The organism is Oceanitalea stevensii (genome assembly GCF_014837105.1).
Taxonomy (GTDB): domain Bacteria; phylum Actinomycetota; class Actinomycetes; order Actinomycetales; family Actinomycetaceae; genus Oceanitalea; species Oceanitalea stevensii.
Window position 1 is genome coordinate 196674 of record NZ_JACSPO010000003.1, and the last position, 17122, is coordinate 213795.

At 74.0% G+C, this 17122-nt stretch carries 15 protein-coding genes; 14 read left to right on the top strand and 1 reads right to left on the bottom strand.

Features of this window, described 5'->3' with window-relative positions:
* Positions 1 to 179 precede the first annotated feature (179 nt).
* The 13 genes from pyrR to H9624_RS08645 all read left to right on the top strand — a co-directional run bounded on the left by pyrR (position 180) and on the right by H9624_RS08645 (position 15060).
* Entirely contained in the window at positions 180 to 740 is a 561-nt protein-coding gene (gene pyrR, locus H9624_RS08585) for a bifunctional pyr operon transcriptional regulator/uracil phosphoribosyltransferase PyrR (RefSeq protein WP_251839479.1), read from the top strand.
* Positions 737 to 1723 carry an aspartate carbamoyltransferase catalytic subunit gene (locus H9624_RS08590; protein ID WP_251839480.1) on the top strand — a complete coding sequence of 329 codons (987 nt, stop codon included), beginning with the start codon at positions 737 to 739 and terminating at the stop codon, positions 1721 to 1723. The genes pyrR and H9624_RS08590 overlap by 4 nt, the downstream gene beginning before the upstream one ends.
* Positions 1720 to 3039 carry a dihydroorotase gene (locus tag H9624_RS08595; protein ID WP_251839481.1) on the top strand — a complete coding sequence of 440 codons (1320 nt, stop codon included), beginning with the start codon at positions 1720 to 1722 and terminating at the stop codon, positions 3037 to 3039. The genes H9624_RS08590 and H9624_RS08595 overlap by 4 nt, the downstream gene beginning before the upstream one ends.
* Entirely contained in the window at positions 3036 to 4250 is a 1215-nt protein-coding gene (carA, locus tag H9624_RS08600) for a glutamine-hydrolyzing carbamoyl-phosphate synthase small subunit (RefSeq protein WP_251839482.1), read from the top strand. Before H9624_RS08595 ends, carA begins: the two co-directional genes overlap by 4 nt.
* Positions 4250 to 7537, top strand: a complete 3288-nt coding sequence (gene carB, locus H9624_RS08605; protein ID WP_251839483.1) for a carbamoyl-phosphate synthase large subunit — start codon at positions 4250 to 4252, stop codon at positions 7535 to 7537. The genes carA and carB overlap by 1 nt, the downstream gene beginning before the upstream one ends.
* Before the next feature lie 89 nt (positions 7538 to 7626).
* On the top strand, positions 7627 to 8472 hold the full coding sequence (pyrF, locus tag H9624_RS08610) for an orotidine-5'-phosphate decarboxylase (protein ID WP_307784948.1): 846 nt from the start codon (positions 7627 to 7629) through the stop codon (positions 8470 to 8472).
* Positions 8473 to 8811: 339 nt separating this feature from the next.
* Positions 8812 to 9123: an integration host factor, actinobacterial type gene (mihF, locus tag H9624_RS08615; RefSeq protein ID WP_110851360.1), complete on the top strand. Its 312-nt coding sequence runs from the start codon at positions 8812 to 8814 to the stop codon at positions 9121 to 9123.
* A gap of 2 nt (positions 9124 to 9125) precedes the next feature.
* Complete coding sequence (gmk, locus tag H9624_RS08620; RefSeq protein WP_251839547.1) at positions 9126 to 9707, top strand: guanylate kinase; 582 nt, start codon at positions 9126 to 9128, stop codon at positions 9705 to 9707.
* 65 nt (positions 9708 to 9772) lie between these two features.
* On the top strand, positions 9773 to 10036 hold the full coding sequence (gene rpoZ, locus H9624_RS08625; RefSeq protein WP_110851226.1) for a DNA-directed RNA polymerase subunit omega: 264 nt from the start codon (positions 9773 to 9775) through the stop codon (positions 10034 to 10036).
* Positions 10037 to 10056: 20 nt separating this feature from the next.
* A complete protein-coding gene (gene coaBC, locus H9624_RS08630) occupies positions 10057 to 11256 on the top strand; it encodes a bifunctional phosphopantothenoylcysteine decarboxylase/phosphopantothenate--cysteine ligase CoaBC (protein WP_251839548.1) in 1200 nt (399 codons plus the stop codon).
* Positions 11257 to 11270: 14 nt separating this feature from the next.
* Complete coding sequence (gene metK, locus H9624_RS08635) at positions 11271 to 12476, top strand: methionine adenosyltransferase (protein WP_251839484.1); 1206 nt, start codon at positions 11271 to 11273, stop codon at positions 12474 to 12476.
* 90 nt (positions 12477 to 12566) lie between these two features.
* Complete coding sequence (locus H9624_RS08640) at positions 12567 to 14597, top strand: primosomal protein N' (RefSeq protein WP_251839485.1); 2031 nt, start codon at positions 12567 to 12569, stop codon at positions 14595 to 14597.
* Between the two features lie 52 nt (positions 14598 to 14649).
* Positions 14650 to 15060: a VOC family protein gene (locus H9624_RS08645; RefSeq protein WP_251839486.1), complete on the top strand. Its 411-nt coding sequence runs from the start codon at positions 14650 to 14652 to the stop codon at positions 15058 to 15060.
* Between the two features lie 260 nt (positions 15061 to 15320).
* Here H9624_RS08645 and H9624_RS08650 read toward each other — a convergent pair whose 3' ends face one another.
* Positions 15321 to 16382 carry a YeiH family protein gene (locus H9624_RS08650; protein WP_251839487.1) on the bottom strand — a complete coding sequence of 354 codons (1062 nt, stop codon included), beginning with the start codon at positions 16380 to 16382 and terminating at the stop codon, positions 15321 to 15323.
* 88 nt (positions 16383 to 16470) lie between these two features.
* Between H9624_RS08650 and H9624_RS08655 the strand changes: the two genes are divergently transcribed.
* Complete coding sequence (locus H9624_RS08655) at positions 16471 to 17100, top strand: HAD family hydrolase (RefSeq protein WP_251839488.1); 630 nt, start codon at positions 16471 to 16473, stop codon at positions 17098 to 17100.
* Positions 17101 to 17122 lie beyond the last annotated feature (22 nt).

Here is a 17122-nt window from a genome sequence, read left to right on the forward strand (position 1 = left end):
GGGTGGGCGGGATCCAGCTGTCGGCGCTGGGTTGAGGGCCCGCTTGTCTGTGAGGTGGGTCGCACCTGCGGTCTGGCGTGAGACACGCGGCGGGGCGGGGGAGCGGCGCCGCTAGCATGGGCCGCGATCTGCCCGTCCTTTAAAGACCCGTCCTGTGAGGCGGGGAAGGAGCAAGCCAGATGTCTCTCGGCCCTGTCGTACCCGTGCTCGGTCCCCCGGAGATCACCCGGGCGTTGACCCGCATCTCCCACGAGATCCTCGAGCGCACCGACCCGGAGGACCGTCTCGTCCTCCTCGGCATCCCCACGCGCGGCGCCCCGCTCGCCCAGCGGCTGCACGAGCGCGTGCTCGCCGCCGGCGGCAGCGCGGAGCTCGGCACGCTCGACGTCACGATGTACCGCGACGACCTGCGCTCCCAGCCCACCCGCACGCTCCTGCGCACCGAGGTGCCGCCCGGCGGGATCGACGGCGCCACCGTCGTCCTCGTCGACGACGTCCTCTACTCCGGGCGCACGATCCGCGCTGCCCTCGACGCCATCAACGACCTCGGCCGCCCGGCCCGGGTCCAGCTCGCCGTCCTCGTCGACCGCGGGCACCGCGAGCTGCCCATCCGCGCGGACTACGTCGGCAAGAACCTGCCGACCTCGCGTCACGAGCGGGTGCAGGTCACCCTCGCGGACGTCGACGGCGGCGATGACGCCGTCACCATCGTCAAGCCGGCCGAGGGGGAGGAGCGATGAGGCACCTGCTCTCCGCCGCCGACCTCGACCGGGACGCGGCCGTCGCGCTCCTCGACACCGCCGAGGAGATGGCCGTCACCCAGTCCCGGGAGATCCGCAAGCTCCCCACGCTGCGTGGCCGCACCGTCGTCAACCTCTTCTTCGAGGACTCCACCCGCACCCGGATCTCCTTCGAGGCCGCCGCCAAGCGGCTCTCGGCCGACGTCATCAACTTCGCCGCCAAGGGCTCGAGCGTCTCCAAGGGCGAGTCCCTCAAGGACACCGCCCAGACCCTCCAGGCCATGGGCGCGGACGCCGTCGTCATCCGCCACAGCGCCTCCGGTGCCCCGCACCGGCTGGCCCACTCCGGCTGGATCGACGTGCCCGTCGTCAACGCCGGCGACGGCACCCACCAGCACCCCACCCAGGCGCTCCTGGACGCGTACACGGTCCGTCGCCACCTCGCGGCCGACGACGGCGACTCCCGCGGCCGCGACCTCACCGGTCTGCGCGTGGTCGTCGTGGGCGACGTCCTCCACTCGCGGGTGGCGCGCTCGAACGTCGACCTCCTCACGACGCTCGGTGCGCAGGTCACGCTCGTCGCCCCGCCCACCCTGGTCCCGGTGGGCGCCCACGCCTGGCCGGCGGAGGTCGAGTACGACCTCGACGCCGCCCTCGCCACCGGCCCGGACGCCGTCATGATGCTGCGCGTCCAGCGGGAGCGGATGTCGAGCTCCGGCGGCGGGTTCTTCCCCTCCCCGCAGGAGTACCACCGCCGTTACGGCCTCACCGGTGCCCGCCTCGCGCGCCTGCCCGAGCACGCGATCGTCATGCACCCCGGCCCGATGAACCGCGGCCTGGAGATCTCCGCCGAGGCCGCCGACAGCCCCCGCTCGACGATCGTCGAGCAGGTCGCCAACGGCGTCTCCGTGCGCATGGCGGTCCTCTACCACCTCCTCGCCGGCGCGCCGGCGCCCACGACGACGCAGGGAGCACCCGCGTGACCAGCCACCTCATCCGGGGCGCCGCGCCCCTGGGCGCCGAGCCCACCGACCTCCTCCTCGCCGACGGCGTCATCACCGCCACCGGCGCCGACGCCGCCGCCCAGGCGGGCAGCGACGCCCACGTCGTCGACGCGGACGGTCTCGTCGCCCTGCCCGGGCTCGTCGACCTCCACACCCACCTGCGCGAGCCCGGCCGCGAGGACGCCGAGACCGTGTGGTCCGGCACCCGCGCCGCCGCGCTCGGCGGCTTCACCGCCGTCCACGCGATGGCCAACACCCAGCCCGTCGCCGACACCGCCGGCGTCGTCGAGCAGGTGTGGCGGCTGGGCCGCGAGGCCGGCTGGGCCGACGTCCTGCCCGTCGGCGCCGTCACGGTCGGGCTCAAGGGCGAGCAGCTCGCCGAGCTCGGCGCCATGGCCGCCTCCCAGGCCCGCGTGCGGGTCTTCTCCGACGACGGCCTGTGCGTGTGGGACCCGGTCCTCATGCGCCGGGCGCTGGAGTACGTCAAGGCCTTCGACGGCGTCATCGCCCAGCACGCCCAGGAGCCCCGCCTCACCGCGGGCGCCCAGATGAACGAGGGCGTCGTGTCCTCCGAGCTCGGGCTCACCGGCTGGCCGGCCGTCGCGGAGGAGGCGATCATCGCCCGTGACGTCCTCCTCGCCGAGCACGTCGGCTCCCGGGTGCACATCTGCCACCTGTCGACCGCCGGGTCCGTCGAGATCGTCCGCTGGGCCAAGGCCCGCGGCATCGACGTCACCGCCGAGGTGACCCCCCACCACCTGCTCCTCACCGACGAGCTCGCCCGCAGCTACAACCCGGTCTACAAGGTCAACCCGCCGCTGCGCACGCAGGAGGACGTCCTCGCCCTGCGCGCCGCGCTGGCCGACGGGACGATCGACATCGTCGCCACCGACCACGCCCCCCACCCCGTGGAGGCGAAGGACTGCGAGTGGGCCGACGCCGCCTTCGGCATGACCGGCCTGGAGACCGCGCTGCCCGTCGTCGTCGAGACGATGGTCGAGCCCGGCCTGCTCGACTGGGCCGGCGTCGCGCGCGTGCTGTCGACGACACCCGCCCGGATCGGGCGCGTCGAGGGGCACGGGCGACCCATCGCCGTCGGGGAGCCCGCCAACCTCACCCTTGTGGACCCGGCCGCCCGCGTCGTCGTCGACGGCGCCCACCAGGCGACCACCAGCCGCAACACCCCGTTCCAGGGCCGTACCCTTCCAGGGCGCGTCGTGGCCACGTTCCTCCGCGGGCGTGCGACCGTGCTCGACGCCCAGCCCGTCGCCAGCACCACAGGAGGAACCCGTTGAGGAACCAGCGTGAGGACGCCCTGCTCGTCCTCGAGGACGGCTACGTCCTGTCCGGGCAGGCCTACGCCGCCGAGGGCCGCACGGTCGGGGAGATCGTCTTCGCGACGGCGATGACCGGCTACCAGGAGACGGTCACCGACCCGTCCTACCACCGGCAGATCGTCACGATGACCGCCCCGCACATCGGCAACACGGGCGCCAACGACGAGGACCCGGAGTCCACCCGCATCTGGGTGGCCGGGCTCGTCGTGCGCGAGCCGGCGCGGCGCGCCTCGAGCTGGCGCTCGACCCGCGAGTTCGAGGACGAGCTGCGCGAGCAGGGCGTCGTCGGCATCTGCCACCTCGACACCCGCGCCCTCACCCGCCACCTGCGCGACCGTGGCGTCATGCGCGCCGGCATCTTCTCCGGCTCCGCGCTGCCCGCCGGTGCGATGGGGCGCGACTCCTCCGCGATCAGCGTCCTCGTCGACCTCGTCCGCCAGGCGCCCGCGATGAGCGGCGCCGCGCTCGCCGGTGAGGTCTCCACCCAGGAGCGCTACGTCGTCGAGCCCACCGGCGAGTTCGCCGGCAAGGAGCCGCTCGCCGAGATCGTCGCCGTCGACCTCGGGATCAAGGCGCGCACCCCCGCCCAGCTCGCCGAGCGCGGCGCGCGCGTGCACGTCGTCCCGCAGCAGACCACCCTCGCGGAGATCGTCGCCCTCGAGCCCGACGGCGTCTTCTTCTCCAACGGCCCGGGCGACCCGGGCAGCGCGGACCACGAGGTCGAGGTGCTGCGCGGGGTCCTGGCCCAGGGGCTCCCCTTCTTCGGGATCTGCTTCGGCAACCAGCTCCTCGGCCGCGCCCTCGGCTACGGCACGTACAAGCTCGACTACGGCCACCGCGGCGTCAACCAGCCCGTGCTCGACCGCGCCACCGGCAAGGTCGAGATCACCGCGCACAACCACGGCTTCGCCGTCGACGTGCCCGTGGGGGAGGAGAGCCTCGCGCCCTACGACGACGGCCGCTTCGGCCGCGTGGAGGTCTCCCACATCAGCCTCAACGACGGCGTCGTCGAGGGCCTGCGCGCCCTGGACATCCCCGCGTTCTCCGTCCAGTACCACCCCGAGGCGGCCGCCGGCCCGCACGACGCCGCCCACCTGTTCGACCGCTTCCTCGAGCTCGTCGCCGCCCGGCGGCAGGCGCGCTCCCAGACGACCGGAGAGGACGCCTGATGCCGCGTCGTACCGACCTGCGTTCCGTTCTCGTCATCGGCTCCGGGCCGATCGTCATCGGGCAGGCCGCCGAGTTCGACTACTCCGGCACCCAGGCCTGCCGGGTGCTGCGCGAGGAGGGCCTGCGCGTCATCCTCGTCAACTCCAACCCGGCGACGATCATGACCGACCCGGAGATCGCCGACGCCACCTACGTCGAGCCGATCACCCCCGAGGTCGTCGCGACGATCATCGCCAAGGAGCGCCCCGACGCACTCCTGCCCACCCTCGGTGGGCAGACGGCCCTCAACACCGCGATCGCGCTGGACGAGGCCGGGGTGCTGGCCGAGTACGACGTCGAGCTCATCGGCGCGTCCGTCGCCTCCATCCACGCGGCGGAGGACCGTCAGGCCTTCAAGGAGATCGTCGAGCAGTGCGGGGCCAGCTCGGCGCGCTCGACGATCTGCCACTCGATGGAGGAGTGCTACGCCGCCGCGGAGGAGCTGGGCTACCCGCTCGTCGTGCGCCCGTCCTTCACCATGGGTGGCCTCGGCTCGGGCCTCGCGTACAACCCCGAGGACCTCGAGCGGATCGCCGGTGCCGGCCTGCACTACTCGCCGACCACCGAGGTCCTCCTCGAGGAGTCGATCCTCGGGTGGAAGGAGTTCGAGCTCGAGCTCATCCGCGACAAGGCCGACAACGTCATCGTCGTGTGCTCGATCGAGAACGTCGACCCCGTGGGCGTCCACACCGGTGACTCGATCACCGTCGCCCCGGCGATGACGCTCACCGACCGCGAGTTCCAGAAGATGCGCGACATCGGCATCGCGATCATCCGCGCCGTGGGCGTGGACACCGGTGGCTGCAACGTCCAGTTCGCCGTCGAGCCGGACACCGGCCGCATCGTCGTCATCGAGATGAACCCGCGCGTCTCGCGCTCCTCCGCGCTGGCCTCCAAGGCCACCGGCTTCCCGATCGCCAAGATCGCCGCGCGCCTGGCCGTGGGCTACACGCTCGAGGAGATCCCCAACGACATCACGAAGACCACCCCGGCCTCCTTCGAGCCGGCGCTGGACTACGTCGTCGTCAAGGTCCCGCGCTTCGCCTTCGAGAAGTTCCCCGCCGCCGACCCCGTCCTCACCACCACCATGAAGTCGGTGGGCGAGGCGATGGCGCTGGGCCGCAGCTACACCGAGGCCCTCCAGAAGGCGATGCGCTCGATCGACGCCAAGGGCAGCGTCTTCCACTGGCAGGGCGAGGCACCCGACGCCGAGCAGACCGCCGCGCTCCTCGAGACCGTGCGGGTCCCCACGACGGAGCGCCTCGTCCAGGTGCAGCAGGCCATCCGTGGTGGCGCGACCGTCGAGCAGCTCTTCGAGGCCACCTCCATCGACCCGTGGTTCCTCGACCAGATGGTGCTCCTCGACGAGGTGGCCGCCGAGCTGCGCGAGGCGCCGGCGCTCACCCCCGAGCTGCTCGCCGAGGCCAAGCGCCACGGCTTCTCCGACGTCCAGGTCGGCCAGCTGCGCGGCCTGTCGGAGGACACCGTCCGCGAGGTGCGCCACGCCTACGGACTGCGCCCCGTCTACAAGACGGTCGACACCTGCGCCGCGGAGTTCGCCGCCCAGACCCCCTACCACTACTCCTCCTACGACGAGGAGACGGAGGTCGAGCCGCGCGAGCGTCCCGCCGTCATCATCCTCGGCTCGGGACCGAACCGGATCGGCCAGGGCATCGAGTTCGACTACTCGTGCGTCCACGCCACCATGGCGCTGGCCGAGCAGTTCGAGACCGTCATGGTCAACTGCAACCCGGAGACGGTCTCCACCGACTACGACATCTCCGACCGGCTCTACTTCGAGCCGCTCACCTTCGAGGACGTCCTCGAGGTCTACCACGCCGAGCTCGCCGTCGGCCCGGTGGCCGGCGTCGTCGTCCAGCTCGGTGGCCAGACCCCGCTCGGCCTGGCCCAGCGCCTCGCCGACGCCGGCGTGCCGATCCTCGGCACCCCGCCCGAGGCCATCGACGCCGCCGAGGACCGCGGCCGCTTCGGCGCCGTCCTCGCCGCCGCCGGCCTGCCCGCCCCCGCCTTCGGCACCGCGACGACGCTCGCGCAGGCCGAGGTGGTGGCCGAGGGCATCGGCTACCCGGTGCTCGTGCGCCCCTCGTACGTGCTCGGTGGGCGCGGGATGGAGATCGTCTACGACGTCGAGCAGCTGCGTGACTACGCGGAGCGTGCCGGCATCGGCGCGACCACCGGCCCACTCCTCATCGACCGCTTCCTCGACGACGCGACCGAGATCGACGTCGACGCCATCTACGACGGCACCGAGCTCTTCCTCGGCGGCGTCATGGAGCACATCGAGGAGGCCGGCATCCACTCCGGCGACTCCGCCTGCGTGCTGCCGCCGGTGACGATCTCCGAGCGGGAGATCGCCCGGATCGCCGAGTCCACCCGCGCCATCGCCGACGGCGTGGGCGTGCGCGGGCTCATCAACATCCAGTTCGCGCTCGTCTCCGACGTCCTCTACGTCATCGAGGCCAACCCGCGCGCCTCGCGCACGGTGCCCTTCGTCGCCAAGGCCACCGGCGTGCCGCTGGCCAAGGCCGCCTCGCTCGTCATGGCCGGGGCGACGATCGCCGAGCTGCGCGAGCGGGGGATCCTGCCCGAGCACGACGCGACGCGCCTCGACCTCGACGCGCCGATCGCCGTCAAGGAGGCGGTGCTGCCCTTCAAGCGCTTCGCCACCCGCGCGGGCTCCGTCGTCGACACCGTGCTCGGCCCGGAGATGCGCTCGACCGGCGAGGTCATGGGCTACGACGTCGACTTCCCCCGGGCCTTCGCCAAGTCGCAGGCGGCCGCCTACGGCGGGCTGCCGACCACGGGCACCGTCTTCGTGTCCGTCGCGGACCGCGACAAGCGGGCGCTGGCCATCCCGGTCGCACGCCTGCAGAGCCTCGGCTTCGAGATCCTCGCGACGAGCGGCACCGCCTCGGTGCTGCGCCGCAACGGCATCCCCGCGCGGCTGGTGCGCAAGGCCTCCGACGGGCGCGGCCCCGACGGCGAGCCGACGATCGTCGACCTCATCGAGACCGGCCAGGTCGACATGGTCGTCAACACCCCCTCCGGCCAGGGCGCCCGCGCCGACGGCTACGAGATCCGCACGGCGACGACGGCGGCCGACAAGCCGATCATCACGACCGTCCAGGAGCTCTCCGCCGCGGTCCAGGCCATCGAGGCCGCCGGCCTCGGCCCGATGACCGTCACCTCCCTCCAGGAGCACGACGCCGCCCGGGCCGCCCGGTGACCCCCGCACCCCCCTCCGCCGAGAGCCGGATTCCTCCGGCCGGCAATCCCACCCCTCCCGCCGACAGCCGGATTCCTCCGGCCGAGCCGGTGCCCTTCGGCACCCGGCTCGCCGCGGCGATGGCCGAGCACGGACCGGTGTGCGTCGGCATCGACCCCCACCCCGGCCTGCTGGACGCGTGGGGGCTGCCCGACGACGTGACGGGTCTGCGCACGTTCGCGATGTGCGTCGTCGAGGTGCTCGGGGGGCGGGTGGCGGCGCTCAAGCCGCAGTCGGCGCTGTTCGAGCGGCACGGCTCGGCGGGCGTCGCCGTCCTCGAGGACGTCCTGGCGGCCTGCCGGGACACCGGCACGCTGAGCGTCCTCGACGTCAAGCGCGGGGACATCGGCTCGACCATGGCCGGCTACGCCCACGCGTACCTCGCCGACGGCGCGCCCCTGGCCGCGGACGCGATCACCCTGTCCCCGTACCTCGGGCTCGGTTCCCTCGCGCCCGCCGTCGAGCTCGCCCACGCCACCGGCAGGGGAGTGTTCGTCCTTGCCCTCACCTCCAACCCGGAGGGAGCCTCGGTGCAGCACGCCGTCGGCGCCGACGGGCGCGCGGTGGCCGCCGGGATCGTCGACGGCGTGGGCGTGCTCAACGCGAGCGGCCCGGCACCCACCGGGCTCGGCTCCGTGGGGCTCGTCGTCGGCGCCACCATCGGCGCCGCCGCGCGCGAGCTCGGCATCGACCTCGCCGGCTCCCGGGCCCCGCTGCTCGCCCCCGGTTTCGGCGCGCAGGGCGCCGGACGTGCCGAGGTCACGGAGGTCTTCGCGGGAGCGGAGCAGGCGGTGCTCGCCAGCACCTCTCGCGCGGTTCTCGCCGCGGGTCCGGACGGCCTCGTGGCCGCCGCCGAGCAGGCCGTCGCCGAGGTCCGCACCGCACTTGCCGGCTGACCGCCCCACCGCCGTCGCCCGGCGGCGCGCTCGCCCCGACCTGCCCCTTCCGGCGTCGTAGCCCGGCGACTGGCGGGCGCCGTCGTCGCGGTCGCCTGAGCGACGCCGTCGCCGACCTCCCCGCTTCTCCTCACCACAGCCCGCGCGAGCCGGGGAGGTGAGAGGACGACCGGGGAGGTCGGCGCGCTCCGGTGGCGCGATGACGCGAAGTGTGGTGAGGACGACGCCGCCGCCCCGGCCGGGCGGGCTCTGGGGCCTTGCGGGTACTGGCACACTGAGCTGGTCGCTGGGTACCTTGCCCTCAGCCCCTCCCGTGTCCCCGTCCCCGAGGTGATGAACGTGGCTCTGCCCTCCTTGACCCCCGAGCAACGCGCCGCCGCGCTGGCCAAGGCAGCGGCCGCCCGCACCCGTCGGGCCGAGGTGAAGAACCGCCTCAAGTACTCCCAGACCTCCCTCTCCCAGGTCATCGCCGACGCCGCCGACGACGAGGCCCTCGGCAAGATGCGCGTCGTCGAGCTCCTCGAGTCCCTCCCCGGCGTCGGCAAGGTGAAGAGCCGGGCGATCATGGCCGAGGTCGGCATCTCCGAGGCCCGCCGCGTGCGCGGCCTGGGCCACAACCAGGTCGAGTCCCTCGTCGAGCGGTTCGGGTGACCGTGCCGACCACCACTCCCGCCTCCGAGGCCCGCCTCACCGTCCTCGCCGGGCCCACCGCCGTCGGCAAGGGCACCGTCTCCGCCGACATCCGCCGCCGCTACCCCCGGGTGTGGCTGTCGGTCTCTGCCACCACCCGTGCGCCCCGGCCCGGTGAGGTCGACGGCGTGCACTACCACTTCGTCTCCGCGGAGGAGTTCGAGCGGATGATCGCCGACGGCGAGCTCCTCGAGTGGGCCGTCGTCCACGGCCAGAACCGCTACGGCACCCCGCGCGGCCCCGTCGAGGAGCAGCTGCGCAGCGGCGAGCCCGCGCTCCTGGAGATCGACCTCCAGGGCGCCCGCCAGGTGCGCAAGACGATGCCCAACGCCCACTTCGTCTTCCTCGCCCCGCCCTCCTTCGAGGAGCTCGAGCGCCGGCTCGTGGGCCGCGGCACCGAGGGCCCGGAGGAGCGCGAGCGTCGCCTGCGCACCGCCCGTGAGGAGCTCGCGCACGCCGACGAGTTCGACGACATCGTCGTCAACGACGTCGTGACACGCGCCACGGACGAGCTCGTCTCCCTCATGGGCCTGCCGACCGAGTAGACTCGGACGTTGCGCGTGCCCGCACCCGGTGCAGGCGCGCCCCGAAACGAACACGTGAGGTGAGCATGTCCGGAACCGTTGCCCAGCCCGTTGGCATCACCAACCCCCCGATCGACAAGCTGCTCGAGGCGGCGGACTCCAAGTACGCCCTCGTCATCTACGGCGCCAAGCGCGCCCGTCAGATCAACGCCTACAACTCCCAGCTCCAGGAGGGGCTGCTCGAGTTCGTCGGCCCGCTCGTCCCGCACGGCCAGACCGACAAGCCCCTGTCGATCGCGCTGCGCGAGATCAACGAGGGACTGCTGACGGTCAACCCGACCCAGGAGTGAGCGTGCCGGGGGCGACCGGGCTGCGCGTCCTCCTCGGCGTCACCGGGGGGATCGCCGCCTACAAGGCGGTCTTCGTCCTGCGCGCGCTGCGCGAGGCAGGGCACCGCGTCCGGGTCGTCCCCACCGAGGCCGCCCTCGAGTTCGTCGGGCGGCCCACCTGGGAGGCGCTGTCCGGTGAGCCGGTGACGACGAGCGTCTTCGAGGGCGCCACCGGGGTCGACCACGTCGCCCTCGGTCGCAGCGCCGACCTCGTCGTCGTCGCCCCCGCCACCGCGGACCTGCTCTCGCGGGCCGCCACCGGCCGGGCGGACGACCTGCTGACGACGACGCTCCTCACCGTCACCGCCCCCGTGCTGCTCGCCCCGGCGATGCACACGGAGATGTGGCAGCACCCGGCGACCGTCGCGAACGTCGCCACCCTGCGTGCCCGCGGCGTCACGGTCCTCGAGCCCGACTCCGGGCGGCTCACCGGCTCGGACACCGGCCCTGGCCGGCTGCCCGAGCCGGAGGCCATCACCGCGGCCGCCCTCGCGCTGCTCGCGCCGCAGGACCTCGCCGGTCGCACCGTCGTCGTCAGCGCCGGCGGCACCCGCGAGCCGCTCGACCCGGTCCGTTTCCTCGGCAACCGCTCCTCGGGCCGGCAGGGCGCCGCGATCGCCCGCGAGGCCGCCTGCCGCGGCGCCCGGGTGACCTTGCTCGCCGCCTCGATCGACGAGGCCGCCCGCCGTGCCGCCCAGCACCCCGCCGTCGACGTCGTCGAGGTCGAGACCACGCGTGAGCTCGCCGACGCCGTGGACACCGCGACCGCCGACGCCGACGTGCTTGTCATGGCCGCCGCCGTCGCCGACTTCCGCCCCGCGACGACGGCGGAGCGCAAGATCAAGAAGGACGGCTCAGCCCCGCAGGCGGTCGAGCTCGTCGAGAACCCCGACATCCTCGCGACCGTCGCCCACCGTGAGCGGGAGCGGCTCGTCGTCGTCGGCTTCGCCGCCGAGACCGGTGACGCCGACGAGGTGCTCGAGCTCGGGCGTGCCAAGGCCCGGCGCAAGGGCGCGGACCTGCTCGCCGTCAACGCCGTCGGCCAGGGCCGCGGCTTCGGCGCCGTCGCCAACGCCGTCACCGTGCTCGACGGCGCGGGCGAGGTGGTCGGCGAGGCCGCCGGCAGCAAGGACGACGTCGCGCGCGGGCTGTGGGACCTCGTTGTGCCGCGTCTGCGCTGAACTAGGATCGACCGGTGACCTCCAAGCCCAACCTGCGTCTGTTCACCTCCGAGTCGGTGACCGAGGGGCACCCCGACAAGGTGTGCGACCGGATCTCCGACTCCATCCTCGACGCGATCCTCCGGGAGGACCCGCGCGCGCGGGTCGCCGTCGAGACGCTCGTGACGACCGGGCTGGTGACCGTCGCCGGTGAGGTGACGACCTCCGCCTACGTCGAGATCCCGCAGCTCGTGCGCGCCGAGGTCAACGCGATCGGCTACACCTCCTCCGCCATCGGCTTCGACGGGAAGTCCTGCGGCGTGCAGGTGTCGATCGGCCAGCAGTCCCCGGACATCGCCACCGGCGTGGACACCTCGTGGGAGGACCGCGCCGGCGAGAGCCGCGACCGGTACGACGCGCAGGGCGCCGGCGACCAGGGCTTCATGGTCGGCTACGCGAGTGACGACACACCCCAGCTCATGCCGCTGCCGATCTGGCTCGCGCACCGCCTCGCCGAGCGGCTCACGCACGTGCGCAAGGAGGGGATCGTCCCCGGCCTGCGCCCGGACGGCAAGACCCAGGTGACCATCGCCTACGACGGCGACCGTCCCGTCGCGCTCGACTCCCTCGTCGTCTCCACCCAGCACGACGCCGACGTCACCGCCGAGTGGCTGCGCTCCGCCGTCGCCGCGGAGGTCGTCGCGCCCGTGCTCGCCGAGCACGCCGGTGATCTCGACACGGCCGGGCACACCCTCTACGTCAACCCGACCGGCAAGTTCGTCGTCGGCGGGCCCATGGGCGACGCCGGGCTCACCGGTCGCAAGATCATCGTCGACACCTACGGGGGCATGGCCCGTCACGGCGGGGGAGCCTTCTCCGGCAAGGACCCGTCGAAGGTGGACCGCTCCGCGTCCTACGCCACCCGCTGGGTCGCGAAGAACGTCGTCGCCGCCGGTCTCGCGCGCCGCTGCGAGGTCCACGTCGCCTACGCCATCGGCAAGGCCCACCCCGTGGGGCTGTACGTCGAGACCTTCGGGACCGAGACGGTCGCCGTCGAGAGGATCAACGCGGCGATCAGCGAGGTCTTCGACCTGCGCCCCGCCGCGATCGTCGACGCGCTCGACCTGCTGCGACCGATCTACCGCGACACCAGCGCCTACGGGCACTTCGGACGCGAGCTGCCGAGCTTCACCTGGGAGCGCACCGACCGCGTCGAGGAGCTGCGCCGCGCCGTCGGCTGAGGGTTCCTCGGGCGCCGGGCCGCGCGCTGCCTGTGGACGACCACCGCGGTGTCGGTGGCCCGTGGTGAGATGGGAGCGGAGGTGAGACCGGTGCACCAGCCCGCCCTGCTCGAGCAGACCGTCGCCGTGCGCACGGTCTCCGGCGCCGAGGCGGCGGGTGTCGAGCTGCCCGTCGCGCGGGTGGCGGTCGACATGTCGCTGCCGCACCTTGACCGTCCCTTCGACTACCGCGTGACGCCGGAGCAGGACGCCGCCGCCCAGCCCGGCACCCGCGTCTCGGTGCGTTTCGCCGGCAAGGACCGCACCGGGTACGTCCTCGAGCGCGCCGCCACCACCGACCACCACGGCACGCTCATGCCGCTGCGGCGCGTGGTGTCCGCGCTGCCGGTCCTCACCCCGGAGATCGCCGCGCTGTGCCGGGCGGTGGCGGACCGCTACGCCGGCTCCCTCATGGACGTCGTCCGGCTCGCGGTGCCCCCGCGGCACGCCACCACCGAGAAGGCCGTGCTGGAGGGCACGGCTGCCGACCGCACCGGCACCACGGCCGCGCACCTGCCCGGGACGGCGTGGGACCACTACGTCGGGGGTGCCGCCTACGTGCGGCGGCTGGCGGCGGGGGAGTCGCCCCGCGCGGTGTGGTCGGCCCTGCCGGCGCACGGGCCGGGCGTGCCCGACCGGCTCGCCTCGATCGCCGAGGCCGCTGCCGCCACGCTCGCCTCCGGGCGCGGGGTCGTCGTCGTCGTGCCCTCGGCCCACGAGGCCGAGGTCGTCGAGGCGGCGCTCACCGCCGCCCTGCCGGGGGAGCCGGTCGTGTCGCTGCAGGCCGACCACGGCCCCTCGCGCCGGTACCGCGCCTTCGTCCGGCTGCTCACGGGACAGGCGCGCGTCGTCGTCGGCACACGGGCAGCGGCCTTCGCGCCCGTCCGGCGCGTGGGCCTGCTCGTGTGCTGGGACGACGGCGACGACCTCCTCGCCGAGCCTCGCGCGCCCTACCCGCACGCCCGCGAGGTGCTCACGCTGCGCGCCGCCCAGGAGGGCGCCGCGCTGCTGCTCGGCGGGTGGACGCGGAGCGTGGAGGCGGGGCTGCTCGTCGCCACCGGCTGGGCCGCCTCCGTCACCGCCTCGCGCGCCACGGTGCGCGAGCGCACCCCGCGGATCGAGGCGCCGGGGGAAATCGACCTCGCCCGCGAGGGGCCGGCGGCGGCCGCCCGGATCCCGCGCCCGGCGTGGGAGCTCGTGCGCAAGGCGCTGGAGAAGGGGCCGGTCCTCGTCCAGGTGCCGCGCTCCGGCTACCTGCCCGTCGTCGCCTGCCAGGGCTGCCGCGAGCCTGCACGCTGCCGTGAGTGCCACGGCCCGCTGCAGCTCGGCGGGCGCACGAGCGTGCCCTCGTGCCGCTGGTGCGGGCGCCCGGACCGCACCTGGGCCTGCCCCACCTGCGGGAGCTCCGCCATGCGCGCGAGCCGCGTCGGCTCGGCGCGCACCGCCGAGGAGCTCGGTCGCGCCTTCCCCAAGGTGCCGGTCGTGCTGTCCGGCGCGCGTGCCGACCACGGGGTCGTGCGGGAGGTGGACGAGAAGGCGCGCGTCGTCGTCGCCACGCCTGGTGCCGAGCCGGTCGCCCGGGGCGGCTACCAGGGCGCGCTGCTGCTCGACGCCGCCGCCGTGTCGGGCCGTCAGGACCTCGCCGCGCCGTCCGAGGCGCTGCGCCGCTGGCTGGCGGCGGCCGCCCTGGTGCGGCCGGCGTCGGAGGGGGGTCGGGTCATGCTCCTCGGCGATCCCGCGCCCATTCCCGGCCAGGCGCTCGTGCGGTGGGACCCGGCCGGCTTCGCCGAGCGCGAGCTCGCCGAGCGGCACGAGCTCCACCTCCCGCCCGCCAGCCGCATGGCCTCGGTCCGCGGTAGCGCCCGCGCCGTCGCGGGCCTGCTGCGCCACCTCGAGCGGCCCGACGGCGTCGAGGTGCTCGGACCCGTGCCGTTCTCGGAGGAGGAGGTCCAGGCGCTCGTGCGCAGCGACCTCGGCCAGGGCAGCCGGCTCACCAGGGCGCTGGCGCAGGCCGCCGCCGTGCGTAGCGCCCACAAGGAGCCGGACTCCGTCCGCATCCAGGTCGATCCCACCGAGCTGTGACGGGCGGCCACGGGCCGCAGCTGTCACGGTGGGCCGGACTACGCTGCCGGACATGACAGCACCGGTGCCGTACATCTTCCTTCCGGGCACCGCCCGGGAGGCGCTGACCTTCTACGCCGGGGTCTTCGGATGCTCGGCACGGCTGCACACGCTGGAGGACTTCGGGCGCACGGACGGCCCTCCCGGGGCGATCGCCCACGGGGTGCTCTCCGACGGGCCGGTCACCCTGTACGCCGCCGACGCCACGGGCGACCAGTCCGCGTTCCACAGCGAGGGACTGATGTTCTCGCTGCTCGGAGCGGCCCCTCCGGCCACCCTGCACGAGTGGTTCCGGAGGCTCGCCGAGGGCGGCCGGGTGGTCGACGACCTCCAGGAGCGTCCGTGGGGGGCCACCGACGGGCAGGTCGTCGACCGGTTCGGCGTGCACTGGCTCATCGGGTACGAGGAGGACGAGACGTCCTGACCGTCCGTGGCGATCCTTGTGCCACCGCCGCGTCGACGCGGCGCTGCCTGCGCACTGCGCCGGCCGTGGCGCTTCTGGCCTCGGACTTCGTGGGTACCGACCACCCGGGTGTCGTCGCGGTGCCGGTCCCCGACGGGCCGGGCTCTGCTGCCGGGCCACCCCAGCCTTCGCGGACCTCCGGTCACCGCACTGAGTCCTCCGCACGGGCGCGGAGCTGCTCGACCTGAGACCCCGGGTCGGCCTGGCTGGATACGCTCCGGTCAGAGGGCGCCGGTCAGCGCCATGAGACCGAGCGCGCTCAGGGTGACCAGCAGCCAGAGGATCCCACCGAAGGCGAGCGGCTTCAGCCCAGCGGCGCGGAGCGCCGGCACGTCGGTCGACAGACCGATCGCCGTCAGCGCCACGGTGATGAGGAAGGTCGCTGCCGTCGCGAGCGGGTCGTGCCACGTCTCGGGCACCAGCCCGATGCTGTTGAGCGTCGCCAGCAGCAGGAAGCCGACGAGGAACCACGGCACGAGCCGCCACACCGCCGGCCGGGGTCCGGCGTCGTCCCCCGCGGCCCGCCGGTCGCGGCGCGCGACGAGGAGTGCGAGTCCGATGACGATGGGGATGATGAGCAGCGTCCGCACGAGCTTGACGACCACGGCGTGGTCAGCGGCCACGGAGCCGAAGGTCGTCGCCGCGGCGACGACGGACGAGGTGTCGTTGACCGCCGTGCCCGCGAAGAGCCCGAAGGCCTCCTCGCTCATCCCGAGCAGCTGCCCGAGTGGCGGGAAGAGGAGGACGGCGGCGATGTTGAAGGCGAACACGGTCGACAGGGCGTAGGCGACGTTGCTGCCGGAGGCCCGGACCACCGGGGTGACGGCCGCGATGGCCGAGGCGCCGCAGATCGCCGTGCCGGTCCCGATGAGGACGCGGAGCTCGCCGTCGATGCCGAGCAGCCGGCCCAGGGTGGCGGCCGCGACGAGGCAGACGACCACCGTGCCGAGCATGACCGGCAGCGAGTCGACGCCCACCTGCGCGACCTGCGCCAGCGACAGCCGCGCCCCGAGGAGGACGACGGCGACCTGCAGGACGAGCTTGCTCGCCAGCTTGAGCCCGGGGGAGAGGGCCGCGACGGACGAGGCGTCCGTCCGCCGTCGGACGAGGACGCCGGCGAGTACCCCGAGGACGACGCCGCTCACCGGGCTGCCGATGACGGGCACCGTGGTGCCGATCGCCGTCGCCACCATCGCCAGCACCACCGCCAGCGCGAGGCCCGGCACCTTGGCGCGCCACGTGGCGGCGGCGGGGACGGCGGGCGCGCTGCGGTCGGTCGACATGGCCTCCATCCTCGCCCCGGGCGCCGCGCCGCGCCGAATGGCGCCGTCGTCTAGTGTCGAGGCGACTCCTACAGGAAGGCGATCCGCGATGCAGTCCTCCGTCCCGCTCACCGGCCCCATCACCACCGTCGTGTTCGACCTCGGCCAGGTGCTCGTGAGGTGGGACCCGTACGAGGCCTTCGCCGGGCGCTGGACCCGCGAGGAGTTCGACGCCTTCCACGACGAGATCGACTTCCCCGGCTTCAACCACGAGCAGGACGCCGGACGCAGCTTCGCCGACGCCCGCGCCGCCCTCGAGCGCAGCCACCCCCACCGCGCCGACGACTTCGACCACTACGTGACGAACTTCGCCCGCTCCCTCGGAGGCCCGGTCCCCGGCACCACCGAGATCGTCGAGGAGCTCATCGCCGCCGACATCCGGGTGCTCGGCCTGACGAACTGGTCGGCCGAGAACTTCCACGAGGCCGCCCGCTCCGCCCCGGTCATCAACCGGCTCGAGGGCGTCCTCGTCTCCGGCGAGGTGGGCGTGGCCAAGCCGGACCCGGCGATCTACGACCTTCTCATCCAGCGCTTCAAGCTCGACCCGCCGCTCACGGTCTTCACCGACGACTCCCTGCGCAACGTCGACGCCGCCTCCGGCGCCGGCCTCGTGGCGCGCCACTTCACCGGGGCCGAGCAGCTGCGCGCCGACCTCCGCGAGCTCGGCCTGCCGGTCTGACGCTCCCGCCGGGCGCCTAGAC

Coding starts and splice junctions, on each gene's coding strand:
- pyrR (WP_251839479.1), top strand. CDS start 180: ATGTCTCTCGGCCCTGTCGTACCCGTGCTCGGTCCCCCGGAGATCACC.
- H9624_RS08590 (WP_251839480.1), top strand. CDS start 737: ATGAGGCACCTGCTCTCCGCCGCCGACCTCGACCGGGACGCGGCCGTC.
- carB (WP_251839483.1), top strand. CDS start 4,250: ATGCCGCGTCGTACCGACCTGCGTTCCGTTCTCGTCATCGGCTCCGGG.
- rpoZ (WP_110851226.1), top strand. CDS start 9,773: ATGTCCGGAACCGTTGCCCAGCCCGTTGGCATCACCAACCCCCCGATC.
- H9624_RS08645 (WP_251839486.1), top strand. CDS start 14,650: ATGACAGCACCGGTGCCGTACATCTTCCTTCCGGGCACCGCCCGGGAG.
- H9624_RS08650 (WP_251839487.1), bottom strand. CDS start 16,382: ATGTCGACCGACCGCAGCGCGCCCGCCGTCCCCGCCGCCGCCACGTGG.
- H9624_RS08655 (WP_251839488.1), top strand. CDS start 16,471: ATGCAGTCCTCCGTCCCGCTCACCGGCCCCATCACCACCGTCGTGTTC.